Consider the following 24,269-nt stretch of genomic DNA (forward strand, 5'->3'; position numbering starts at 1 on the left):
CATTTGATTATATTATACATCATTTCTTATTTTATTCAAATGTACATTTGAATAAATTTTTTTAGTGTGCTAGAGATGTCAATTATGTGCCATTAACTACAGAAAAATAAGATGATAAAAGATAGATGACTTTTTTTCCTTTGGTCAATCTCCATGACCTTCTTCATTGATATGCATCACCAAAAATTTTTCTATAATCATAACCGAAGTTTATCGTTTCCACATCGTTTCCACACATTTTTGCAATAGGATTCAACTTATAAAGTGATTATTTTTATTAAAAGGGAGGAAGGTTCATGTGGTTTCCAGGACCTGTTTTATTTAGAATCGGACCGATTCCAATTAATACGTTGGGTGCTTCGGTAGCTCTGGCAACGCTCTTTGGTTTATGGTTGATAAATCGTGAGGCCAAGAGGCAAGGTATTCAAGCGGATTACATGGTGGAATTCGCTATTTATTGTGTATTGGGTGGTGTTCTTGGAGCAAGATTGTGGTTTGTTCTCTTCAAATGGCCGTATTACGCTGCTCATCCAGCAGAAATTTTTATGGTTTGGATGGGGGGACTGGCAATACAAGGTGGCATTCTCGGCGGTACTTTAGTAGGGATCTGGCTCGCTAAGAAGCATAAATTGCCAGTTTGGCAGGTAGCCGATATCGTGGCACCGGCGTTAATACTCGGAATGGCGATTGGTCGCATATCAGATTTTCTTACCGGTGACGCTTATGGTATTCCAAGCAATTCCATCTTGGCTGTTTCCTATCCTCCGGGAACATTTGTCTACAACATCTTTGGCAGCACGCCGGTCCTGCCGATGCCCTTATTTGAGGCCATCGGTGATTTGATCATCTTTGGCTTTTTGCTATTGATTAAATATAGAAAACCATTCCAAGGGTTTCTATTCCTTCAGATGTTAATACTTTACTCAACGTTGAGATTTACTTTAGAGTTCTGGAGAGGAGACAGCCTAAGGACATTACTTAATCTGAAAGTCGCTCAATTGACGGCTTTGGCAACGATTATCTTAGCGATCGGTTTTATGATCGGACGCTATAGACAAATGAAAGCTGCTCATCGAGAGTAACAAAGAAAATTAGGAAACAAAGAAAAGGAGAAGCGGCATGAGGAACAGAAAATCTGGATCAGTTTCAGCAAATAAAAAGTCAAATCGAGGGAAAACCTTACTAAAAACCATAGGTTCTGTCCTTTTCGCCATTATTGCTACATCCCATCACTGGCTGCATATACTGTTGATTTCTGTCGGTTTAACGTCGATCGGGGCAGTTTTATTTAATATGCCTCCCCTTTTAAAAGTCATCCTGTTACTCATTTCCCTTGTCATTTCGATCCGGTTTATTTTCGTAGCGAAACGCAAATGGAGACATGAACGCCCGGTCGCATGGGTTTATGCCATCGCTTCGATTCTTTCGATTGTGATTGTATTTTCTGCTGTACCCCAGACAATCAGTACGATCATTCAGCCACCTTCAAACACACAGAATCCTAACAGCATAAACACGCATGACCATAATCATAGTGATATGAATAAATAGTGGTGAAATGATTTTTAGCAAATGGCAAGCAGGACATAGGGTGACTTTCTATTTTTATGAGGAATGTACGTATTTTCATGATGTGAGAATTGCATCAGTCTCTAAAAGATTGAAGGCTAAAAGGTTGGAAACAAAATGGATTCAAAGATTTATGATGTAATTATTGTCGGAGCAGGTCCTGGTGGCAGCTCACTGGCAGCAAAGCTTGCTGAAGTAGGACTTCATGTTTTAATTTTAGAGAAGCAAAGTTTTCCACGTTATAAAGTATGTGGAGGCGGGGTTACCAAGAGAGCCCTCCTGAAAATGCCGATTGATATCACACCGATTATTCGAGATCAGATCACTTCACTTATCACGGTGGAAGGAAATCATGACATTCAGGAGTTTAAACATAAAACGCCGTTTATTTATATGGTTATGAGAGACGAATTGGATCAACTACTGGCGAAACATGCCGTTGACTGTGGTGCAGAACTGAAAGAGGATTCCTTCGTTAAAAGAGTGGTCGAGTACGGTGGAAGGGTCGATGTATTTACAAGGGATGAGAAATATTCAGGACGGTATTTGGTTGGAGCCGATGGCGTAAACAGTATCGTTGCGAAACAGGTGGGGTTAATGTCGGAACGAAGGAAAGCTCTGGCATTGGAATATGAATTCAGATGTGACCAGGCAACAAACGCAAAATATAAAAACAAGGTTATCATTGATTATACCAGAGTACCCGATGGATATATATGGATATTTCCAAAAAATGGAATTCTATCGGCAGGCATCGGTTCTTACTCGTTAAGTCAGAAATTGATGTCGAAATATTTGCTTTCATTTTTGGACCATCAGGAAATGAGTGGAGATCTGCTGAGCGCGAAGGGATCTTTTTTGTCTGCTGGCGGTACCCGGCAGCCAATCATGACGCAACGAACAGCATTAATCGGAGACGCAGCCGGACTGGTCGATTCATTTGCCGGAGAGGGCATCTACTATGCTTTGTGGAGTGCTGAATTACTTTCTGACCATTTAATAAAGTCGATCAGGGATAGATATAGTGAAGCATTCTTAACCTATCAAAGAGATGTTGATCTGACAATCATGCCCGAACTCAGTACATTGGATCAGTTTGGCCGGAAATTTTACAAAAATCCGAAATTGATGCAAAAGATTGTTTCTCGTTTTCCTAAGTTATTAAGCTTAGTTTTTGATGTATTAGAAGGAAAAAGAGATTATAGCAAACTGTACAAGAAATTCAATATAGTAAAATCGTACGGCCATTTTTTGAATCTGAAAAGCTCTATTTTCACTTGAGTCCATTCTAAAAGACCAATTAATGATATTACCGTCATGATACGGAGTTATGTTTAGGAATAAAGGTTGACCCTGTACTTTGGTACAGGGTTTATATTGTATATGAGGTGAAACAAATGGGGTTACGAATCGGACAGCTGGCCAGCCGAACTTACGTCAACAAAGAAACGATCCGGTACTATGAACGGCTGGGGCTAATTCCAATTCCCTCTCGTACAGCGAAAGGATACCGTATCTATAAGGCTCAAACAGTGGACCGAGTGAATTTTATTAAAAAGTTGAAGAGATTAGGATTTACATTGAATGAAATTGACAAGTTGTTAGGCGTTGTTGACCGCAATGAAGTGAAGTGCAGAGATATATATGATTTTACCGTTAACAAGATTGGTGAGATACAGCATAAAATCGAGGAATTAAACAAACTTGAAAAGATGCTTGTCGATCTGAAAAAAAGATGTCCTGAGAATAAAGAGATTTATGAGTGCCCCATTATTGAATCCTTAATGTGAGAATACGAGGAGGAAATCATATGATAACGTATCGAATGACTGTTCAGGGGATGACTTGTGCCGGGTGTGAAGACCATGTGGCAAGTACTCTGGAACATATTGGTGCAAGAAACATTAAGGTTAATTATCAACGTGGGGAAGCTCTTTTTGGGCTCCCGGTTAGTATTAAAAAGGAGACTGTGGAACGGGCAATAGTTGAAGCACACTATCAACCTGTAAATTTTATGCAGATCCAATCAGAAGGAGATTCTGATAAAGAAGACGACTACGATTACATTATTATTGGCTCTGGCGGTGCGGCTTTTGCTTCAGCCATTAAAGCCAGAGAGTATGGCGCCAGAGTGGCAATGATTGAACGAGGTATAGTTGGCGGTACCTGTGTTAATATCGGCTGTGTTCCTTCTAAGACCTTGCTCAGAGCCGGGGAAATTAATAACCAGGCAAAAAATCATCCATTCAAGGGATTGCACACTTCAGCAGCTGAAGCTGATTTAGCGCAACTGGTTGAGCAAAAAAATGAATTGGTTGAAACATTACGGATCCAAAAGTATGAAAATTTAATTGGAACTTATGGTTTTGAACTTATTAAAGGAGAGGCAAAGTTTGTCAATGAAAAAACGATCGAAGTGAATGGCAGACAACTGACGGGAAAGCGTTTTTTAATCGCCACCGGTGCTTCACCGCTCATACCCGATATTCCCGGATTAAATCATGTGGATTTCTTAACCAGCACAACTTTACTTGAACTGAAAAAGATCCCGAAACGTCTTGCGGTCATCGGTTCCGGTTATGTAGGTTTTGAATTAGGTCAGCTTTTTCATCATTTAGGTACGGAAGTAACATTGATGCAGCAGAGCAATCAATTATTAAAAAAATATGATCCGGAAATATCGGAAACCATAACACGAGCTTTAACACAACAAGGTATTCATTTTATTACCGGAATAAAATTCAAGCGTATCGAACAAGACGGGCAGATAAAGAAAGTCCATATAAAGACTGAGGGTAAGGAACAAGTTATTGAAGCAGAGCAGTTGCTTGTCGCAACAGGACGCAAACCGAACACAGCAAACTTAAATCTGTATTCAGCAAACGTTAAGGTCGGTACCCGGGGTGAAGTCCTCATTGATGAATTTTCCAGAACGACCAATCCACGTATTTATGCAGCTGGGGATGTCACGCTCGGCCCGCAATTCGTCTATGTCGCTGCTTATCAAGGCGGTCTTGCTGCAGACAATGCCGTCGGAGGACTTGGTCAAAAAACCGACTTAGACTTTGTACCGAGCGTTATGTTTACAACTCCATCAACTGCCATGGTTGGATTAACGGAAGAGCAGGCAATAAAAAAAGGCCTTAAGGTAAAAACGTCTGTTCTGCCTTTAAGTACCGTGCCCAGAGCAATCGTTAATCGAGAGACGACTGGTGTCTTTAAATTAGTGGCAGAAGCAAAGACACTCAAGGTCTTGGGCGTCCATATTGTTGCTGAAAATGCGGGAGACGTGATCTATGCTGCGACATTAGCCGTAAAGTTTGGGATGACTGTGGAAGATCTTCAAGATACCCTCACGCCTTATCTCACTATGGCCGAAGGCTTAAGGTTAGCAGCACTCACATTTGACAAAGATATATCTACACTTTCTTGTTGTGCAGGATAACAATGTTAATAATAAAGAAACAAATTAAAGCCGATTTCCCATTTTTCCTTAAAAATGGGAAATCGGCTTTTTCTCATAATTTAAAAAAGTATAACCCCGATGACGATCTGCTTCAAATCAGGATTATGCTGTTTACTGTAGCCATACGTAATGGCAGGTGTCCCGTCCGCCCCATCTGGCGAAGTGTAGCTGCCCTAAAACAAATAGGATGTGGTATCGCTGCGGACACCGGACACCGGGAGACCCGGTTTCTGATAGGCGGAAAGAGACAGGGGTGGAATACACACGCCAGGGGCCGGCCTCGTGCAGGTGATCCAACGCTCGACCGAACGCCGAGAGAGGCTTTCGAACGGATCTCATCCCAATCCGGCAGATGATTGATCGTTTCATTAAATTGGTTTTCTCACAAATCACGGAAATCAACTGAGAAGCACCCACCGACAGGGTGAGCACCTGATCTGTTTCCATGACTTTTTGCCATTTCCGAATATTCATGAACAGCTCTTTCCTTCATATTTATTCCTCAATTTATTTCTATCAATCATCGTATTTAGTGATGTTCATCAACATGTTCTAAATCTTACAACATAATTTGTTTCTACATAGTTTCCACACAAAATCCACACATTTATTGATTATCATTATTTTAATAACTAAACCACATTATAGAGAAATTGAGGAGGTTTCAGATAAAAAAATAAATCGCGATTAATTAATTAAACGAAATAATATTGAGATCGAAACATGTCGAAATTTGTCATATTGAACTGTTACGATATGATTAATGGCTCTAGCGGGGGTCTTTCACCTTAAAACTCCAAAGAAAAGAAAAGAAGCTAAAGGGGAAAGATAGTAGTGAAAAGAAAATATTTACGCACAACAATGATCTTGGGTACAGCGTTTTTGTTGATAACGAGTTATACGGAGAGCTACGCACACGCCACTTCAGAACGTCAATTCAATACGAAACAAAGCTTATCTTCTGAGCAACAGTTGTCGAAGAATGATAGACAACAAGATGTAGCGATAAATAGAATTAAATCATCCGAAAAGCAGATTGAGAAGATAAAAAGAAGTGTAGCAGATAAACAATCTAAACTGGTTGAAAGTGAAGCAATATCCGAATCGATGAAAGATCAGATTGATCGGCTTACCAAACAGATCAGTATTAGGGATAAATTATTAAAAGAACGGATACGTTCCATTTACATAAATGGAGGGGCAATCAGTTATCTTGATGTTCTTCTTGGTGCAGATAGTTTTGGAAATTTTCTGGATCGATTATTCGCCTTGAAATTGATTACTGAAACAGATAACAAAATACTGACTGCTCAAGAGAAAGATAAGAAGGATCAAGTATCAAAACAAAAGATACTAAAACAAGAACTGATAAATCTGAAAAATGGATTGGCAGATCTAAAAAAATTAGAAAATGATCTACTTCAGAAACAGAAAGATCAAAAAAATGAGTTAGCGTTATTAAGAAAAGAAGCATCCAAAATTAAAGAAAAGTCAATGGATAAGAAGGAAGAAAAGGACATTGTAAAGGCTCAAACGAGTTCAGCAGAAAATAGAGCATCGACTTTATCATTAAAAAAGTTATCGTTAAACAAATCAGATTTTATTAATCCTACTCAGGGTTATATCTCATCTGGGTTTGGTAATCGGTCATTTGATAACAGCTTTCATCCAGGAATTGATATAGCTAACAGTGAGGGAACACCAGTTAAGGCTGCAGCTGACGGAGTAGTTTTCAGAGCGTATCAATCTTCAAGTTATGGAAATACGGTAATGGTTTCCCATCAAATTGATGGAAAATTGTATACGACGGTCTATGCTCACCTAAACGCTTATAATGTATCTACAGGTGAACGAGTGACTCAGGGACAAGTGATTGGCGGAATGGGTAATACAGGCGAATCATTTGGGTCTCATCTGCATTTTGAATTGTATATAGGCCCTTGGACTCCACCACCACATAAAGGGGCAGTTAATCCAGTGAGCTATATTCAATAAAAGCCGTTTGAATTTCGATTAGATTTTAGTAGAATACAATTATAAAATCAGGTATAGAATAAAAAATTTTTATACTAAGCTTGTAGATAGAATGAGCTGTACGGTGGTTTTCATCAGTGAGCTCATTATATTATTATAGCCAATTCAGAGGTGTATCTATTTTATTCAATAGTAATTTCGGTTGATAAAATTCTCTGAAGTTGATACAATAGTATTATGATTATTAAACTAACAGAAAAACAAGAAGATGAATTAAGAGTAAAAGTTTTTAAGGCTCTATCGGATCCAATCAGATTGGAGATTATTCGATATTTAAAAAAGGTAAATCGAGGGGTAACTTGTGGTGAAATCGGAGAGATAGTTAAAATGAGTAAATCTGCAGGTTCTTATCATTTTAAAATTCTTCGAGAAGCAGGATTAATTCTTACACGAAAGCAGTCCAGAGAGAAATATGTTTCTCTTAATTATGATATCTTTGATAAATATGTGACAAAATTTCTAGATTCTCTTTGAATTTAGAAATTTTTTGTTTATTGAGAACGCAACTTTCGCAGCTTAATCCTGGTAGGTAAACCCTGATATAGTTGGGTAGTCTGTCAATCTATTGCTGGAGTTGACAGACGATACACTTCTTGATTGTATTTTTGGTTTCGGCTAAATCTAAATGGAAAAGGTCAAGTAGATGGGTCAGGGCAACGCCCCAATCCAGGGTCCTTATTTCGTCGCAAGGTTCTTAGAACATGCCGCCTAGTGTCAGTTCGTCCGAACTGCAGCGGTTTCGCCAGTCCAGAAAAGAATGAACCGAGTAAATACGATTGCTGTATGGCTGATCATGGGGTCATACGACCGTCCCTAAAATTATTTTTGTAGTTTTAGAAAAAATTGGTCGTTTTAAAGAAGAACTCAATGTCCCGTCTCTTCTTTAGATTCGGATAATTTATATTCCGTCATCGTGCAGTCGGTACTAAAAATGACAATCCAGCGGTCCTGCTGGTAACGGTTTTGTGCGAAAACCACTTTGGACGGAATCCAATTGGCAGGGTGGTGCGGATTGAACACAGAATGCCTTTTTGACTGGCGACTGGTTCAGCGAGCCGGAACAGAGGTTTTAATCCAAACTGTTTCGGTCAACCTGATAACGCTGATTTGTCGCTTTCACTATGCTAATGACATCTAGTCCCTGACAGGTCAGCGCTTTGACCAGCAGCTGCTGTGTGAACCAACTGTCCATCAGGACATAGGGGGCATGAACCCCCTTGACATCCGTTCCACCATGGCAGGAATTTGATCTGGAGCTATCTGCAAGGCTTTGATCCGACGTTTGTATCCGGAACACTTCTTGTCGATACCAGCATGAATCCTATTTATCACTGTTTTTTCTAAACTGAGCAGGGAAAAGTTAACGGGGAGAAACGTGGTTCCGTCTGACCATTCCAGGGTCACGTCCTTATTTTTGAACTGTGAAAGTTGATTTGAGAAATATTAAACTAGATAACGTTCTTGAAAAGTAAATATATAGGTGGTATACTACATTAAAGTTCAAATGTATTTGTACTATTGAACCATTAATGCATTAGCAGTATAATATATTATAGTTTAAAACAATTTGTACTTTTGAACTGATAAAGGAGATGGGGATAATTATGATAAGCGATAATATTACCGCTAAACGTGGAATACAAGAGGGCTTTCATCGGTATCCAGCAAATCTTTCCGAAATGATTTCTTAATCTGTTGAGAATTTTCCAGACAAATCAATTATTTATGTAGATTCTAGAGGGGAAAAAATCACCACTTATCTTGATACCTATAACGAATCTAGGTTGATACTTAACAATTTGCATCAAAGCGGAATTAAAACTGGAGATATTGTCGTCTTAGCTCTAGAGGAACACTCTGATTTCATTCCTTTAATTTGGGCCTGTGTTTTGGGAGGAATAATACCTTGCCCAATAATTCCACGAGTTGCAGATATGGAAGTATGGAGAGGCAATCTAAACCATATATCAAAATTGCTTAATAATCCCACTTTTATCATTTCATCGCGTAACCTTAAATTATTTGATGTAGATAACAAAATCCTAAAGGTAGAAGATTTACATAACCCTGTATCTGCACCTGCAAAAGTCGATAGCGATAATGTTCCGGATATTGCCTTTTTAATGCTGAGCTCTGGTTCAACAGGTGCTCCGAAAGCAATTACTCTGACTCATGAAAATATCCTTAATTCATTAGAAGGAAAGCGACTTGCTACAGGAATAGAGGATACCGATATTACCATGAATTGGATTGCTTTTGATCATGTTGCGGCATTAACAGAGTGCCACTTCTTGCCATTGTTCACGGGCTCAACGCAGATTCAAGTTCCAGCGGTTGATATTGTTTCAGATCCACTCTTTTTTTTGAAAATAATTAGCAAATATCGAGTTTCACATACATTTACACCTAACTTCCTACTGGGACAAATCACTTCACTGATAGATGGTACAAATGGTTTGCCAGAAAAAATTCAGCAAATGGATTTTTCTTGCCTCAAACGTATTATTTCTGGAGGTGAGGCTAACGTATGTGAAACGGGAGACCGCTTCTTAAATGCATTTGCAGATCTAGGTATGAAACGTTCAGTCATTTGGCCAGCATTTGGTATGACTGAAACCTGTGCTGGATCAATCTATTCAACTAATTTTGAGAATGAAATCGGCAAGAGTGAGTTCGCAACTCTCGGGAAACCTATTCCTGGTTTGAAAATTCGAATTCTTGGGGAAAACGGGGAGGTCATGAACCCAGGCCAAGAAGGGGAACTTCAGCTGCACGGTGCTATGATCTTCAATAAATATTATTCCAATGAAAAAGCTACAAAGGAAGCATTTACTGAAGATGGATGGTTTAAAACAGGAGATCTTGGCATTATTGAGCCTGACTCAGGATCTTTACGCTTAGTAGGGAGAAGTAAAGATAGCATTATTGTTAATGGTAACAATTACTTTCTTTACGAACTGGAAACAGTAATTGGAAGTCTTGAAGGTATAGCGCCTTCTTTTATTGCTGCATTCTCAACGCGGCCAGTTGGATCGGATACCGAGTCACTTGTTGTTTTCTATACTCCACTGAGTGATTATAATACACCTCAACAACTTAGGAATATTAACATTGCGATTAGAAATATCACAATATTACGCTGGGGATTCCGTCCTCTTTTAGTGCTTCCTGTATCCAAAGATATACTTATTAAGACAAGTCTTGGTAAAATTCAGCGTTCTAAGCTGCGAAAGAAATACGAATCAGGAGAGTTTGATAGCTTAATAGCAGATTTTGCTAGTTTAGAAAAAGAATATACTCCACCAATTGTGCCTGCTGAGAATGGATACGAAGAGAAAATAATCAATTTATTTTCTAAGATAACAGGGATTTCAACAGGAGAAATAGGTGCGACTAGTAATTTCTTTTCACTAGGTGGTACATCGCTAGAGATATTACGTTTACTTACTAGTCTTAAAGGACAATTTGACACCAAACGGAATTTTTCTTTAGTAGACTTGCTTCGAGACCCTACACCTAGAGGCATAGCTCATCTTGCTTCTTCTAAAACAGCTAATAATAAAGAATACAATCCAATCGTGCCGCTTCAGAAAAAAGGAGTTGGAGCACCCATTTTTATGATTCACCCAGGAGTCGGAGAGGTTCTGGTTTTTGTAAATCTGGCTAATTTTTTCATGGATGAAAGACCTATTTATGCTTTAAGAGCACGTGGATTCAATCCAAACGAGAAATTTTTTGAATCTTTTGATGAACTTGTATCGACCTATGCTGCTGCTATTAAGCAATATCAACCACATGGACCGTACTACATTGCAGGATATTCCTATGGTGGTCCAGTTTCACTACCAGTTGCACAAACTTTGGAAGCGATGGGAGAGAAGGTACATGTTTTAGTAATTGATGCTCCGCCAGTAATTGAACATCCACGAGGTAAGGTTGATAGGGTAGAAAGTGCTCTTATATTGTCTTTCTTTCTCGGCTTTATTGATAAAAGTCAACTTGATACTCTTGGTAATTATCTAAGAGAATCTGAGGATATAAATCCAGTAGACTATCTTTTTTCATTGGCACCGACCTCGAGAATTCGAGAGCTTGGACAAGATTTGACGACATTTAAACACTGGAACGATCTGGCTTATGGTCTTTCTCAAATTGGAGGTTCTTACAAACCTAAGGGAAGCGTAAATGACATTACCGTCTTTTATGCTCAACCGATATGGGGAAGTAAAGCGGATTACTTTGAAACAATGTTAAAGAAGTGGGATAAATATTCTCGCTCCCCTGTGCGGTACATAGAAGTTCCAGGAGAGCACCATACAATCCTCAATCCTGAATTTGTTGATAAATTTCAGGAGATATTTCGATCCGAGTTATCGAAAATGGTTAGCAAACAAGGAGCTGAGAAATGATGAGTAACAATCGTGCCCTATGCTATGACGAGGTCGGGCAGGGCGAAGAGATCGTGTTTGTTCATGGCTATATTTCCGATCGACGGATTTGGTCACAGGTAAGAGAGCATTGGTACGATTCGGGTCATCTTTTTTTTCCTACGCTCGAGGGTTTTTGGGAAGACTCGCTGGAGTTCAGAGAAAGTAATTTTAGTGTTGATAATCATATAGAAGATATTGTTGATTTCTTAGAAAAAGTTTGTACTCCGCCTGTTCACCTCGTTGGATGGTCATATGGAGCGTCACTTGTTTTGCTGGTTGCTGCAAGAAGGCCGGATCTGGTTAAATCCGTGTTTGCTTATGAACCTGGCATTTCATCTTTTGTTTTAGATAAAAAAATATTGCAGCAAATCCAGCGTGATCGTGTAGAAATGGCTGGCCCCGCTATAGGAGCAGTAAAAGCTGGGAATACAAAAGAAGCTGTTAAATATATTGTTAATGGAGCCTGCAATCGGGAAGGAGTATTTGAAGATTTCGATGAGGAACTAAAACAGAGATTCTTTGATAATGCAAGCACAGTTCCGTTGATGTTTACTGAACGGAGTGCCCCAAATTTACCAGCTTCTTCGGAGGACTTAAAAAGAATCTTGTGCCCTGTTACTATAAGTTATGGTGAGTATGCTCGTCCTGCGTATAGGCTTGTCGCAAAGGAAGCTGCAAAAATAATTCCCAATTCAATAATACAGATCATTCCAGGCGCAATGCATGTTGTCCCAGTAACGTCTCCAGAGATATTTCTGCAGAAAATTATTGAGCATCTCAGTGGAGTTGACAGGAGGGCGGTATCCAATGGTAAATAAACAAACAAATCCAACTTGGGTACTCGTGCTCACATCGCTTGGCTTCTTCATGGCGATGATGGATTCGATGATTGTAACAACCGCGTCAACAGCGATTCGAAATGACTTTGGAATTTCGGTTGGCGAGCTACAATGGGCGCTCAATGCCTATAACATTACAATTGCAGCTGTTTTATTGATTGGTGTTTCGATTGGAGATCGCATCGGACACAGAAGGCTGTATAATATCGGTCTCTTTATCTTTGTTTTGGGTTCAGTCTTTTGTGCATTATCAAGTAATATCGATCTTTTGATCGCTTCCCGGGTCATAGAGGGAATCGGTGCCTCTGTAATGACCCCTATGTCGATGGCCATATTAACGGCATCCATTCCTCCTTCCGAACGCGGAAAGGCTCTGGGTATTTGGAGTGGGATAGGCGGACTTGCTCTCATTGTAGGGCCTGCACTGGGTGGCCTGATTGTTGCTAAGCTTGCCTGGCAATGGATTTTCTGGATCAATGTTCCCATAGGTCTTATTGGTATTTATCTGTCACAACGTAAACTACCAGAAACTCAGTTACAGGACAATCAGTTAAACATCATTGATTCTATACTCATTGTCCTTTCTTCGGCAGGGATTATCTGGGCGTTATCAGAAAGTACTTCTAAAATGATCCAGAATTCAACACTAATTGTTGGTGTGCTCAGCATTGTTTTGGGAGTCGTTTTTGTTTTGAGACAGAGGTATGAAAAAAGGCCAATGATTCCACTTTCCTTTTTCAAATCATGGACTTTCAGTGGTGGAGTCATCTCTACTTTTCTGCTTTATGCATCCATGTATGGCGTTGTGTTCTTCTTGCCACAATATTTACAGGTTGCAGATAAATCAAACGCATTGATTGCCGGGCTTCAACTTTTACCTTGGACAGGGACATTGGTCATTATCGCGCCAATAGCTGGAAAAGCCGTCGATAAATTTGGTGAGCGCTTGGTAGCGATCACTGGTCTGCTTCTTCAAGGAATAGGTTATTTGTGGATTGTGCTGAGTTCGGTACCAGGGAACCCATATTGGTTAATGATTATTCCGCTTATCGTTGCCGGTGCTGGAATTTCAATGGCAGGGCCCGCATTGCAGAAAGCAGCACTTGGTTCTGTCAGCAGAGCTGAGATTGCTAAAGCGTCAGGGATCTATAATATGTTTCGGCTCCTTGGTGGTGCAGTAGGAATCACTGTTTCTGTCATCATTTTCTATGCCTTTGGAGATATAGTGACGACAACGGCATTTACGAATGGCTTTAGCGCTGCAATGATTGGATCAAGTGTTCTTTCTTTACTCGGCATTCTTTCCTCAGTCGGTCTCCGCTCAACTCTTGTAAAATGATTTGGGCGATAAAGCTTGATTTCAATATTGAGGTTTTGCGATACAAAAAGTTATTGTCAAGGATTAGCAAAGAACGAATTGTTAGGATAAAGGAATACAGAAAACAAGAAGACAAAATTAGGAGTGTTTTTGCTGAACTTTTAGTACGATATGCGGTCAATCAATTTAGCGGTTGTTCTAAGCAAGAAATTAAATTTTGTACTGGAATAAATGGAAAACCGCGACTAATGACCCCAAAAAATGTTCATTTTAATCTTTCACACTCTGGTAGCTGGGTAGTTTGCGTGGTAGATAATGAGCCTGTTGGAATAGATATTGAAAAGATTCAAGATATTGAATTGGATGTGGCTCAGCAATTTTTTACGCAGAAAGAATGCGAATTTCTTAAGCTCTCAAAGAATAGTTTGGAGCGGAAAAAACGATTTTTTAAGATCTGGACGATGAAGGAATGTTTTCTAAAAGCTGTTGGGGAAGGTTTAAGCAGAGACTTATCCTCTTTCTCTATTGAACTTAATCAGAATCGGTATCCTAAAATATCCACTACATCAGAGGGAGAGAATTTAAACTGTATTTGGAAATTTAAGCAGTATGAGATAGATAATGATTATATCCTATCAGTAGCTGATACAAGAAAAACAGAAAAAGTTCAGATGGTTGACTCTCAAATTTTTTATGATGGTGCTGTCCCATCAACGAATTATCCAGAGGTTTAGATTATAATAATGAACCAGGTAACTATATTTGATGAAATTACTAGCATACCCACTGTTACTGTTTAACTTGTAAAAACTTGTCTGAATAATAAAGATTATGTATATGCACTCGAAAGTCTGTATGGATGATTACATCCGTTCGGGCTTTTTTCAATACTTTAGATAGGGGGTTTCCTGCAACAAATAGCTTCCCTTTGGTGAGAGTCAGTATGAAAGAGAAAAAGAATCAAACTTTTCTTTTTTCTTGCTGACTTGGAAGGGGGGTGATACTTGTGAGGCCATCTTCTTTCAACAAAATACATCCTGAAAAGGTTAATTATCAGATTCAAGATGATTTTCAGACAACCATACAGTTTCAATTTGATTATATGGCAAGAAAGGTGATGATACGTACTAAAAGTAACTACCGTCGCTCTATTGGTAGACGAAGAAGGCACGAAAGTCTATTTTCAGAAGTTTCAGACTTAGATATAAATAAATTACACACTACTGATACTTACCGTCTGGACCGTCGATTTTATAAAGTCTTATCAATGGATGTGCAAGTTACTGATTGTCAAATTGCTGAAGCGCTGGATACTTTGTCAAAGCGCAAGCGTGATATTATTCTGATGTTCTACTTTCTGGAAATGTCAGACGCAGAAATTGCTAAAGAATTAAGTGTAAACCGAAGCACAGTCTATCGCAACCGCCATAGTGCATTAGAAATGTTCAAAACGCTATTGGAGGACGAGCCATGAGAGAGAAGAAAAAATTGATCCCCTTTTCTATCATTGAAGCAGAAACAGTGGTGATGCCATAGCCATTCAATATATATTAAAACATTACGAAGGCTATATTGTCACACTTGCTACAAAAACGCTCACAGACGAATACAGCAACGGTTATTTCTTCGTAGACAAAGAGATGCAGGAACAGCTGACCACTGCTCTACTGCAAATGATCTTAGACTTTGAAATCTAGTATCCTATAAACACGAATAACAAGATTTATTATAAGCGATAATTTAGAATTTGTCATTCTATTAAAGCATATTGATTACTTCGTATGCTTTGATAGGCTGACAAAGGCCTACGTTCTTTGAAAAAGAAAACGTCTAATCAGGCGTCGTATATAGCAATCGAATACGTTCCGATAAAGAAAAAGCCAGCGGACTGACACGCCAAGACCTAGTAAAATAGCGAGCGACTCCTGTCAGTGACCCCACAAACAATCCAAGGCAGGATTGCTGCCATGACTTCTTTATCGGGATAATGATACTCCCGCATAGCCTAGTCCGAGCGTTAAAAGCGTCGCAGGCAATGGATGCGGCTGCATGAGAACCATGCAGGGGTGAGACCCCCGTGAGCTTTGCCAAAGCTGTTCGATTTGCTAATCAATTAATAACCATAAAGACGGTAATTCTGAGATTCAAACTTATTGAATTATCTTTTGAGGTTAAAGGGGGAATGGCTTGCCTTATGAATGAATTAATAACCAAAGATGATTTAATTAAAAAAGGATACTCTAAATATACGGCTGTTAATATCATTAGACAGGCAAAACAAATTATGGTACAACAAGGATATCCATTTTACAATAATAAGCGCTTAGGGCGTGTGCCAAAAGAGACTGTTGAATCGATTCTAGGATGTGGACTAGAATTGGAGAAAAACACTCGTGGCTAAAACAAAGTATTCTGGTGTTTATGTTGATGATACTGGACAATACTATTATGAAACGGAATTAGGAAAAGATCGACTGACTGGAAAACGATTAAGAAAAAAATCAAGAACCAATCGCCAAGGGAAAAAGTTCACTTCTGCTTTGCAAGCCTACAAGGAATTGGTACGCGTTAAGAATGAGTATTTGTCCACTCAGGGTTATGCGAATTATCATATGACTTATGGTCAGTTTATGGATAACGTCTATATTCCTGCTTACAAGACAGATGTAGAAGAAAGTACATTCTATGTTCGTAAACGTACTTTAGAGCGTATGAGAGATCGCTTCTCAGCCATCCAACTTCGAAAACTTTCTATAGAAGATGTCCAAAGATATCGGACGTGGTTACTTTCTGAAGATGGGGCTGGATATTCTCAAGCGTATGCTAGTTTGGTTTTTGGTGTGTTTCGCAAGAGCTTGGATATGGCTGTTGAAATGGAGTATCTTGAGTACAATATTTCTAAAAAAGTCAAACCCATCCCAAAGGGAAAAGCAATTGTTCCTTATTGGACAAAAACAGAGTTTGAAAAAGTCATTTCAACGATTTGTTTAGATGATTTATATGAACATTTGTGTTTTGTTATGTTGTGGGTTTACTTTATGACAGGGATCCGAGTGAGTGAAGGAACAGCCTTATGGTGGGAGGACATTGATTTTGAAAATAAGCGGCTTCGTGTTCATCATATCTTATTTATGAGAAATAAGATGGACTGGGAACGCAAAAATTACACGAAAACCGCTGATGGAAAGCGAATCATTTCGCTGGATGATGATACCATTCGAGTGCTTAAAGATTGGAAAGAACGACAATCCGAGTTGAATATTCAAGATTTTGTCTTTAGCTATGACGGCATGCCCATGATTAAATCCACTCTTTCTCGAATTATTGGACGCTATGCTAAATTAGCCAATGTTCACCGTATTCAAGCGAAAGGGTTGCGTCATTCCCATGCCTCGTATCTCATCAATGAATTTAATGTTTCTGTTTTAATTTTATCCAAACGAATGGGACATTCAAGTCCCGAAATTACGTTGAAGCATTACTCTCATTTATGGTCTGGCATTGACGAATTAATCGCTGAAGAGATGGCTGGAAATATCCATATTCAAACCGCTCCAAAGTCAGCGATTCAATTTAATGGCAATCAAGCAATTAAAAAAATGAGTTCCGCCAGAATCCCCGCCAAGGTATAGAAAAGGTGTTGGAAATGCTGATATAAAGGCATTTTGACGACACCTGCAAACTTAGAGTGGGAGTAGGAATCGGAGAGCTGGAAACCCAGTATTCATGGGCATTTCGGCTCTTTTTTAATTTCCCATTGCACTTTCATTGCACTTTTTCATATTCCCGTCTTCTGAGATAGTTGACCGTGAATTGGTTCTTTGGGGAATCATCGTAATTTTGTTGTGCCGGTTTAAAGGCGATGACTCCGTTCAATTTATGGGCGACGTCAAAGTTGCTGTTGGGATACAAATGGCCGTAGGTTCCTAAGGTCGTCTCAATGTCTTTATGACCCAGACGCTCTTTAATAATGAGCGGGTTTTCGCCCATGCTGATCAGAAGCGAAGCGTGAGAATGACGCAAGCCATGAATTCGGATTCGGTGAACGCCAGCCATTTTCGCATAACGTCCAATCGCATAAGCGATGGTATGCTTTTGAGTAGGAATACCGTTATAACTCATCACAAAGTTTGTTTTGATCAGCTTCTGCTGCACTTCTTTCCACTCTTGTAAGAGATTTAACGTCGTGGGATCAATCACAATGTGACGGACACTGGCTTTGGTTTTGGGCTCAGTAAAACGGTAATCACTCTGATTTTTGTAATAGAGCGTTTTGTCAATTGACAGCACGCCTGTTTCAAAATCAAGATCATCCCATTGAATGGCAGTCGCTTCACCAATGCGCATTCCTGTCATGAACAAGAACCAGAGAGAGATGAACAGAAAATGTTGATAAAAGTCTTCTTTATAAATCAACGAAATGACTTTCTCAAATTCTTCTTTTGTCCAAAAATCAATTTGTGGCTTTTGTTTTTTGACATTTCCAATGATCTTAGATGGATTTGAGGTTGCGATGCCAAGGACCACCGCTCGATCCATGGCGATGGAGAACAATCCTTGTATTGCTCGAACGTAAGAAGGCTTTAGGTTCTTTGATAGGCTGAGTTGCCATTTTTGCACGTGAATCGGTTCAATCTCGCAAACTGCCAATTTGTAAAAATAGGGAAAATGTTTCAAGATGATATTTAATCGGTTTTCATAGGTTTGCATCTTTACTTTTGTTTTGTACCACGGTAGAAACAATTCCTCTACATACTGCTTGAATGACATCTTATCTTTTGAATGGGTCAGTTCCTCAGGTTTCATCAGCAGCAACTTGGAATATTCTGCTCGTGCTTCTTTCTTTGTCTTAAATCCACTGCGGTATTTTTGGATTTTTTTACCGCTTGAATCATAGCCTAGATTTGCTCGGAAATAGTAGGTTCCGTTTTTGGCTTTTTTAATTGGGTCTGTGATCATCGTTTTTACTCCTGACCGTGCAAAAACGAATCAGACCTGTTTTCCTTCACAAATGTGATCCCCAGAAGTTCTTCAACAGCTTCACGAGGCACCCTGTCCAGTTTTCTGGACTGATAATAAGAATGCCACTTGGCAATCATCAATTCTTTTGCTTTTTTAATGATATCGGCTGAAAAAGAATTTCCGTATCCTAGCTTAATTAAGTCTTTTTTAGTGACGGTGATCATCGATGCTCCTTTCCACTATAGGCTAAGAAAACTCCAATATTCGCCTATAATTATAGCAAATATTTTTGATTCGATGAGAAAATCTGTTTGTCTCAACTCCTTACAAAATCATTTATGCACACATCGAACAGCTTTTGGCTAAGCTCACGGGAGTTTCACCCCTGCATGGTTCTCATGCAGCCGCACCCACTGCCTGCGACGCTGTTAACGCTCGGACTATGGCGATACGGGCGTATCATTATCCCGATAAAGAAGTCATGGCAGCCAATCCGGCCTTGGATTGGCTGTGGGGTCACTGATAGGAGTCGCTCGCTATTTTACTAGGTCTTGGCGTGTCAGCCCACTGGCTCTTTCTTTATCGGAACGTATTCGATTGCTGGATTCAGTTGTCAAGGAACATTGGCTTGTCAGCCTGTTCAAGCAAACTGTTGCAGATTGCTTGAATAGAATGGCGAACTCTTTGCTTGAAAAACGTGGACCCACATCGATATATATCAACGATGAGAATAAAGGTTATTTGATTTCAAAAGATAAGATTTTGGTAATCAACCGGGTATGAATCCGACCACGGAGCATTTCATCCACAACCATATGATGATTCCCATAGTCGTCTTTCATCGGACGAAGCGAGCGCTTAGTGATAAAACCGCTGTAGTGTTTCACAACACGGTTGATCGCATCTGTATCACCATCAGTAGCTGCTACAATCACATCAAAAGGAACCATTTTATGAGTTGTTTTCATAAGGCATGTCCCTCCATAAACTTTTTGATAAAAGCTAGTCCACTGGTTCGGTGTCGATAGACGGTTGAACGGTTCACTTTCAGCAACTCTGCAATTTGTGTATCATTGATACAAGCGATATGTCGCATAGGTATGTCGAAAATCATATACCCTTGGTTTTGGAAATTCATAATTTTTAATGCCTGCTTTTGACCAACATAGTTCAAAAAGATACCGTAACTGATGTGCAGAATAATTAGCCCCAATATGGTTTGGGAAAAAAGCGTTACTGTCAGGAAAAAAACAGTTCATTTTTATTCTATAGGTGCGGCAACTTTTCAAGAGATCATGGGGAAGCATGACAATGCGATCTTTATGTCCTTTTGATTGTTTAATGAAAATGTTTCCTGTTTTGAGGTTAACGTCTTCATTATTTAAGAGTCTTATTTCGAAAGGCCGTAGCCCACAACAATACAATAAACGGAAGAGAATGGGGGCAACAAGATGTCGTGCAAGAGATTGATAGCAAGGAGTCAAACTATCTGTCGCAGCAAAAAATAAAAATAATTCTTCTTCCGTAAAGATATGAGGGATGCGATGGGAAACATGACCATGAAAAGAATCGGGGAGAATATATGCTTCTGTTCCAATACCATTCAGAAATTTCCCCAATTGTCTTAATGGTGTGATACGACTGATAAAGCCACTATTGTTTTCACACCAAATGTGATGTGAGTTATCTTAACTAAGAATATAATAGGCTAATAACCGTAGTAATAGACGTATGAGAAGACAAAACTCAAGAATTTAATTGATAATACTGTGCCTGTGCATTCCACAGTTCAAAATATTTGCCACTTTTGTCTTGGACCAGTTCATCATGAGTACCTTTTTGAATCAGTTTTCCTTTATCGAGAACGAGAATTTCATTACAGAACCGGCAGGAAGACAAACGATGTGAGATAAAAATGATCGTTTTGTTCTTTACGATTCTCTGTAACTTAGAATAAATATCAAATTCAGCTCTCGGGTCAAGAGCTGCGGTTGGCTCATCCAAGATGATGAATGGTGAATCTTTATACAGAGCACGAGCGATCGCGATTTTTTGCGCTTCTCCACCTGAAATGTCCACTCCATCTTCATCCACTTTGTACAGAGGCGTCTCTAATCCATTTGGCAGGGATCGAACTTTTTCACCAATTCCAACCTCATCCAGGTATTCTAGTGTACGTTGTTCATCATAATTTATATCGCTAGAGACATTTTGTCCTAATGGAAAAGCAAAAAGCTGGAAATCCTGAAAAACTACAGAAAGAAAATTCATATAGTCTTGAAATTTGTATTGTTGTATATTGACTCCATTTAATAAAATCTGTCCTTCTTGTGGATCATAAAGCCGACAAAGCAATTTTATAAAAGTTGTTTTTCCAGAGCCATTCATTCCGACTACTGCTATACGCTCACCACTGTTAATTTTTAACGAGATATTTCTCAAAGCATAGGCATCTGATTCAAGATATTTAAATGAAACGTTTCTAAACTCAATCTCATATTTGCTGTTCCTGTCTATTGAAATTGGAATCTGTCCTTCAGATTTTAAACTTGGTGTGTCTAAGAAGTCAAAATACAGTTGGACATATTTAATATTATGCCAACTGTCCGATATGGAAGTGATCATTTTTGAGAAAGAGGTTGTGAACTGATTAATCGCACCAACATATTGAACGACAGATCCAATACTTATTGAACCATTCAATGCCTTTATGCCAACAAATAAATAAACAAAACCACTAATTATGGATGTAACTGCAGCATTGATGCCCGAAAACCTTCCTTGTAGTCTACCGATATTTGATTGGAATCTGGTATTGAGTTTATTAAAATCATTAAATGATTTTAATATAAGCTCGCTCTGATGATAAATCCGCACATCTTTTCCAAATCTATTGTCATCCCTTAACAAATCTTCATAGTAAGAGAACAGTCGGTTGAATTTCATTCCATGGTCCAATTCTTTAAAAAATTTTTTACTAAATCTTGAGTTTGAAAATAGTGAATAACAAGAAGATAAAATAATGAGAATGATCAACACTATAGATTGCCATATTGATGACTCGAAAGAAGTTGCATTTTGAGACTTGGAGGGTATAAATGTTGGGTAAGCAAGGATAATAGAGATCACGACAGTACAAAAGCTAGTCAAAGTTCGCTCCAATAAATCAGGGATTCTCCATATCCCTCTTTTACCTATAATGGAGGCATCTTCTATTTTTTGTTTTCTCAAATGAAAACGTGGTTTTTCTGTGTTCTCATAATTTGTTCTTAGTATCAACCGATCCATTTCGTATTTTCCCAAATAAAAAAGCCGTTGATTTGAGATCTTTTTAATTCGCTCGGTTCCCTTGAGTATTAGAAACACAATAAAGCTAAGCACAATTGTACTGACGACCAGTAGTGAGAGGCGTGCAACTGACCTTGCACCGAAGAGTTCGTCAATAATTCTTGCAGTCATAAAGATAGGAATGAAAGGCATAAAAGACTGTAAAAGTGCATTCAGGACAGTTGCAGGTATTAATAGGGGTGTCATATTTTGGATCATTCTCAATGCACGGAAAAAGCTTTTGAATTGCCTTTTTGATCCAACGGATTTCATTGGAAATCACCACCTGCTTCGATTGATTTAATCTTACCTTGATAATAGTAGCTTTGAATGTTGTACAATTTGGCATAATTCCCATTTTGTTGCATTAGTTCATCATGTGTACCACTTTCAATAATTCTTCCTTTCGACAAGAAAACAATTCGATCACAGAATCGTGTACTTGAAAGACGGTGGGAAATAAATATGGATGTTTTTCCTGAAGTCAATTCGCCGTAGCGTTGATACATCTCGTTTTCAGCGATTGGATCAAGCGCAGCCGTCGGTTCATCAAGAATTAAAATGGGAGAATCTTTATAAAGGGCACGAGCAAGTAACAGCTTCTGCAATTCTCCTCCAGAAAATTGGGCAGCTTCTTCATTAACTTCTTTAATCATTGGGGTATTCAAACCTGCAGGTAAGCTGTCTATTTTCTTCTCTAGACCAGCAAGTTTTATACATTGATTGGCTTTAACTTTGTTAATTGGCGTGTCAAGTGCTGGTGCGATATTTCGCAAGATAGAAACTGGATTAATATGTATATCCTGAAACACCGTTGTAAAAAGGCGATAATAGTCGTCACGATTGAAAGTCGTCATATCCTTACCATTTATGAGGATGCGCCCAGAAGAAGGATGATAGAAACCGCATAGTAACTTTATACAAGTTGTTTTACCCTCCCCGTTCTCTCCAACAAGTGCCAGCTTTTCACCTGCACGGATCTCTAGAGAGAAATTATCCAATATTTTTTTATTACTTTCTGGATAAGAAAAAGATACATTATCAAATTTTACAGAACATGGCCAAGCGTCTTTTTGAGGCAAGGGCTCACCCTGCCCGCGATTAAATCGATCCGGAAAAGCAAGGTAATCACGAACATCACATATTTCCAGGCTTATATGTTGCAATTTTGTTATTTGATCGGTTAGACTGGTAAGCCACACTGAGAATCCTGCAATCATTCCAAAATAAAGGGTAAAATTTGCAACCGACATTTTACCATTTAAAACAAGATAAATAAGATAAACATAGGCAAGTCCATCGCGTAACAAAGCCATAAATCCAACGAGGCCATTTGCAAAATAATTCCGGTTTTCTACTTTCCGCCACCAGATAGATCTTTTTTTGATTAGTTCTTTAAAACATTTATCAAACCACTGTGCAGCAGGAAAGATGCGTACATCTTTCCCTGATGAAAAGCTTGAGCATTTAGACAGTATATAATCTATTTTCTTGTCTAGAAAAGTCCACTTGTTTTTGTTATTGTGTTCATATCTTTGCGAGGAATATGTAGCAAGGAATCCAATGCCTGCTGTAATGAATAGAAAGAGTATTAAAAGCGGATTTAATATTGATAGTATGCTGCCATAGAAAAGGAGCCCAACTAAATTAACAACCAGCAATACCAGTGTATCAATAATCGCCTCTGTACCACTGCTATTAACAGAGACCGCACGATGTGCCTTCTCTTGTCTTTTTAATCCTTCAGGATTTTCTAAATTCTCATAATCTGTATCCATAGACTTCATAAAAATTAGACCTATATAATTAATCCGATTCGTAATGGCATTCCATCTCGTCCAGTTTTCGAGGTATTGGCTAATGGTATTACAAATTATCACTGCTAAAGTAAGAGCGCCTATGACCATCATAAAATGCGACAAACTTGCGTGCGTTGTGAGCATATCAATGATTATTTTAGGTATTAAAATACCAATAAAAGGTAGTAGGACTAAAGCTGGTATTCTGACACAGGATACTAATAGTAATGACTTTTGCCAATACCACAAATTTTTGACAATGTAATTCACATTTTGGAAAACAGTATATTCTGGCTTTAAAGATTCTGACGCCACCACTTCTCACTCCTTATAAAATTTGAACTAGCATATATTATGATGATTAAAAAGATTAATATCTTATTTTGTGCTTGGCCTCAAAAACAGGATGTTTTCCCACATAGATTTTGAAATAGATAATAGATACCTCATGATGTAAATTAATGTACGGATGCAAAATAGTGGGGATTCAGGAAGCATGTCATCTTTAGAAAGTGATTATATATA

The 24,269-nt window shown here is 38.7% G+C and carries 20 protein-coding genes and 3 pseudogenes; 15 read left to right on the forward strand and 8 right to left on the reverse strand.

Annotated features, from left to right (window positions below; translation table 11 throughout):
* Nucleotides 1-296: 296 nt before the first annotated feature.
* The 6 genes from lgt (at nucleotide 297) to SIN01_RS05555 (ending at nucleotide 7,543) form a co-directional block, all read left to right on the forward strand.
* Nucleotides 297-1,082, forward strand: coding sequence for a prolipoprotein diacylglyceryl transferase (gene lgt / locus SIN01_RS05525; RefSeq protein WP_010023121.1), 786 nt, complete (start codon nucleotides 297-299; stop codon nucleotides 1,080-1,082).
* 604 nt (nucleotides 1,083-1,686) lie between these two features.
* On the forward strand, nucleotides 1,687-2,850 hold the full coding sequence (locus SIN01_RS05535; protein ID WP_010023123.1) for a geranylgeranyl reductase family protein: 1,164 nt from the start codon (nucleotides 1,687-1,689) through the stop codon (nucleotides 2,848-2,850).
* A 116-nt stretch (nucleotides 2,851-2,966) separates the two neighbouring features.
* Nucleotides 2,967-3,359, forward strand: coding sequence for a mercury resistance transcriptional regulator MerR (merR, locus tag SIN01_RS05540; protein ID WP_010023125.1), 393 nt, complete (start codon nucleotides 2,967-2,969; stop codon nucleotides 3,357-3,359).
* Nucleotides 3,360-3,379: 20 nt separating this feature from the next.
* Nucleotides 3,380-5,014: a mercury(II) reductase gene (merA, locus tag SIN01_RS05545; RefSeq protein WP_010023127.1), complete on the forward strand. Its 1,635-nt coding sequence runs from the start codon at nucleotides 3,380-3,382 to the stop codon at nucleotides 5,012-5,014.
* A gap of 855 nt (nucleotides 5,015-5,869) precedes the next feature.
* Nucleotides 5,870-7,030 (forward strand): murein hydrolase activator EnvC family protein, encoded by a 1,161-nt coding sequence (locus SIN01_RS05550; RefSeq protein WP_010024625.1) that lies wholly within the window; start codon nucleotides 5,870-5,872, stop codon nucleotides 7,028-7,030.
* A 216-nt stretch (nucleotides 7,031-7,246) separates the two neighbouring features.
* Entirely contained in the window at nucleotides 7,247-7,543 is a 297-nt protein-coding gene (locus SIN01_RS05555; protein ID WP_010024626.1) for an ArsR/SmtB family transcription factor, read from the forward strand.
* Between the two features lie 88 nt (nucleotides 7,544-7,631).
* Here the strand turns inward: SIN01_RS05555 and SIN01_RS15760 are convergent.
* Nucleotides 7,632-8,473 (reverse strand): annotated as a pseudogene (locus SIN01_RS15760) (IS4 family transposase); the annotation flags it as partial.
* A 302-nt stretch (nucleotides 8,474-8,775) separates the two neighbouring features.
* On the opposite strand from SIN01_RS15760, the pseudogene SIN01_RS05560 reads away from it, so the two are divergent.
* The 9 genes and pseudogenes from SIN01_RS05560 to SIN01_RS05600 form a co-directional block, all read left to right on the forward strand.
* Nucleotides 8,776-10,590 (forward strand): annotated as a pseudogene (locus SIN01_RS05560) (non-ribosomal peptide synthetase); the annotation flags it as partial.
* A gap of 96 nt (nucleotides 10,591-10,686) precedes the next feature.
* Nucleotides 10,687-11,478: a thioesterase domain-containing protein gene (locus SIN01_RS15545; RefSeq protein WP_272947209.1), complete on the forward strand. Its 792-nt coding sequence runs from the start codon at nucleotides 10,687-10,689 to the stop codon at nucleotides 11,476-11,478.
* Nucleotides 11,475-12,317, forward strand: coding sequence for an alpha/beta fold hydrolase (locus SIN01_RS05565; RefSeq protein ID WP_029548143.1), 843 nt, complete (start codon nucleotides 11,475-11,477; stop codon nucleotides 12,315-12,317). Before SIN01_RS15545 ends, SIN01_RS05565 begins: the two co-directional genes overlap by 4 nt.
* Entirely contained in the window at nucleotides 12,307-13,677 is a 1,371-nt protein-coding gene (locus SIN01_RS05570) for an MFS transporter (protein WP_010024633.1), read from the forward strand. Before SIN01_RS05565 ends, SIN01_RS05570 begins: the two co-directional genes overlap by 11 nt.
* Nucleotides 13,674-14,390: a 4'-phosphopantetheinyl transferase family protein gene (locus SIN01_RS05575; protein WP_010024634.1), complete on the forward strand. Its 717-nt coding sequence runs from the start codon at nucleotides 13,674-13,676 to the stop codon at nucleotides 14,388-14,390. Before SIN01_RS05570 ends, SIN01_RS05575 begins: the two co-directional genes overlap by 4 nt.
* A 272-nt stretch (nucleotides 14,391-14,662) precedes the next feature.
* Nucleotides 14,663-15,130 carry an RNA polymerase sigma factor gene (locus tag SIN01_RS05580; protein WP_010024635.1) on the forward strand — a complete coding sequence of 156 codons (468 nt, stop codon included), beginning with the start codon at nucleotides 14,663-14,665 and terminating at the stop codon, nucleotides 15,128-15,130.
* A gap of 58 nt (nucleotides 15,131-15,188) precedes the next feature.
* Nucleotides 15,189-15,353 carry a helix-turn-helix domain-containing protein gene (locus SIN01_RS15650; protein WP_084688971.1) on the forward strand — a complete coding sequence of 55 codons (165 nt, stop codon included), beginning with the start codon at nucleotides 15,189-15,191 and terminating at the stop codon, nucleotides 15,351-15,353.
* 497 nt (nucleotides 15,354-15,850) lie between these two features.
* Nucleotides 15,851-16,057: a DUF3173 domain-containing protein gene (locus SIN01_RS05595; protein ID WP_029548309.1), complete on the forward strand. Its 207-nt coding sequence runs from the start codon at nucleotides 15,851-15,853 to the stop codon at nucleotides 16,055-16,057.
* Nucleotides 16,050-17,288 (forward strand): tyrosine-type recombinase/integrase, encoded by a 1,239-nt coding sequence (locus SIN01_RS05600; RefSeq protein WP_010026912.1) that lies wholly within the window; start codon nucleotides 16,050-16,052, stop codon nucleotides 17,286-17,288. Before SIN01_RS05595 ends, SIN01_RS05600 begins: the two co-directional genes overlap by 8 nt.
* Before the next feature lie 133 nt (nucleotides 17,289-17,421).
* Here the strand turns inward: SIN01_RS05600 and SIN01_RS05605 are convergent, their stop codons facing one another.
* From SIN01_RS05605 to SIN01_RS05640, 7 genes and pseudogenes are all read right to left on the reverse strand, one after another.
* Nucleotides 17,422-18,615, reverse strand: coding sequence for a site-specific integrase (locus SIN01_RS05605; protein WP_010026913.1), 1,194 nt, complete (start codon nucleotides 18,613-18,615; stop codon nucleotides 17,422-17,424).
* A gap of 5 nt (nucleotides 18,616-18,620) precedes the next feature.
* On the reverse strand, nucleotides 18,621-18,842 hold the full coding sequence (locus SIN01_RS05610; protein ID WP_010026914.1) for a DUF3173 domain-containing protein: 222 nt from the start codon (nucleotides 18,840-18,842) through the stop codon (nucleotides 18,621-18,623).
* A gap of 513 nt (nucleotides 18,843-19,355) precedes the next feature.
* Nucleotides 19,356-19,586 carry a helix-turn-helix domain-containing protein gene (locus tag SIN01_RS05620; protein WP_010027523.1) on the reverse strand — a complete coding sequence of 77 codons (231 nt, stop codon included), beginning with the start codon at nucleotides 19,584-19,586 and terminating at the stop codon, nucleotides 19,356-19,358.
* Nucleotides 19,583-19,690 (reverse strand): annotated as a pseudogene (locus SIN01_RS15190) (RNA polymerase subunit sigma); the annotation flags it as partial. The gene SIN01_RS05620 and the pseudogene SIN01_RS15190, both read right to left, overlap by 4 nt.
* Complete coding sequence (locus tag SIN01_RS15380; RefSeq protein ID WP_162198731.1) at nucleotides 19,689-20,237, reverse strand: tyrosine-type recombinase/integrase; 549 nt, start codon at nucleotides 20,235-20,237, stop codon at nucleotides 19,689-19,691. The gene SIN01_RS15380 and the pseudogene SIN01_RS15190, both read right to left, overlap by 2 nt.
* Nucleotides 20,238-20,364: 127 nt before the next feature.
* A complete protein-coding gene (locus SIN01_RS05635; RefSeq protein ID WP_047035323.1) occupies nucleotides 20,365-22,218 on the reverse strand; it encodes an ABC transporter ATP-binding protein in 1,854 nt (617 codons plus the stop codon).
* Nucleotides 22,215-24,059 (reverse strand): ABC transporter ATP-binding protein, encoded by a 1,845-nt coding sequence (locus SIN01_RS05640; protein WP_010024819.1) that lies wholly within the window; start codon nucleotides 24,057-24,059, stop codon nucleotides 22,215-22,217. Before SIN01_RS05640 ends, SIN01_RS05635 begins: the two co-directional genes overlap by 4 nt.
* Nucleotides 24,060-24,269 lie beyond the last annotated feature (210 nt).

It is taken from the genome of Sporolactobacillus inulinus (genome assembly GCF_006539285.1).
GTDB lineage: Bacteria > Bacillota > Bacilli > Bacillales > Sporolactobacillaceae > Sporolactobacillus > Sporolactobacillus inulinus.

Excerpts from the sequence above, each read along its gene's own strand:
- SIN01_RS05555 (WP_010024626.1), top strand. The coding sequence starts at position 7,247 with ATGATTATTAAACTAACAGAAAAACAAGAAGATGAATTAAGAGTAAAA.
- SIN01_RS05605 (WP_010026913.1), bottom strand. The coding sequence starts at position 18,615 with ATGATCACAGACCCAATTAAAAAAGCCAAAAACGGAACCTACTATTTC.
- SIN01_RS05595 (WP_029548309.1), top strand. The coding sequence starts at position 15,851 with ATGAATGAATTAATAACCAAAGATGATTTAATTAAAAAAGGATACTCT.
- lgt (WP_010023121.1), top strand. The coding sequence starts at position 297 with ATGTGGTTTCCAGGACCTGTTTTATTTAGAATCGGACCGATTCCAATT.
- SIN01_RS05535 (WP_010023123.1), top strand. The coding sequence starts at position 1,687 with ATGGATTCAAAGATTTATGATGTAATTATTGTCGGAGCAGGTCCTGGT.
- SIN01_RS15545 (WP_272947209.1), top strand. The coding sequence starts at position 10,687 with ATGATTCACCCAGGAGTCGGAGAGGTTCTGGTTTTTGTAAATCTGGCT.
- SIN01_RS05565 (WP_029548143.1), top strand. The coding sequence starts at position 11,475 with ATGATGAGTAACAATCGTGCCCTATGCTATGACGAGGTCGGGCAGGGC.
- SIN01_RS05620 (WP_010027523.1), bottom strand. The coding sequence starts at position 19,586 with ATGAAAACAACTCATAAAATGGTTCCTTTTGATGTGATTGTAGCAGCT.
- merR (WP_010023125.1), top strand. The coding sequence starts at position 2,967 with ATGGGGTTACGAATCGGACAGCTGGCCAGCCGAACTTACGTCAACAAA.
- SIN01_RS05575 (WP_010024634.1), top strand. The coding sequence starts at position 13,674 with ATGATTTGGGCGATAAAGCTTGATTTCAATATTGAGGTTTTGCGATAC.
- SIN01_RS05570 (WP_010024633.1), top strand. The coding sequence starts at position 12,307 with ATGGTAAATAAACAAACAAATCCAACTTGGGTACTCGTGCTCACATCG.
- SIN01_RS05635 (WP_047035323.1), bottom strand. The coding sequence starts at position 22,218 with ATGAAATCCGTTGGATCAAAAAGGCAATTCAAAAGCTTTTTCCGTGCA.
- merA (WP_010023127.1), top strand. The coding sequence starts at position 3,380 with ATGATAACGTATCGAATGACTGTTCAGGGGATGACTTGTGCCGGGTGT.
- SIN01_RS05610 (WP_010026914.1), bottom strand. The coding sequence starts at position 18,842 with ATGATCACCGTCACTAAAAAAGACTTAATTAAGCTAGGATACGGAAAT.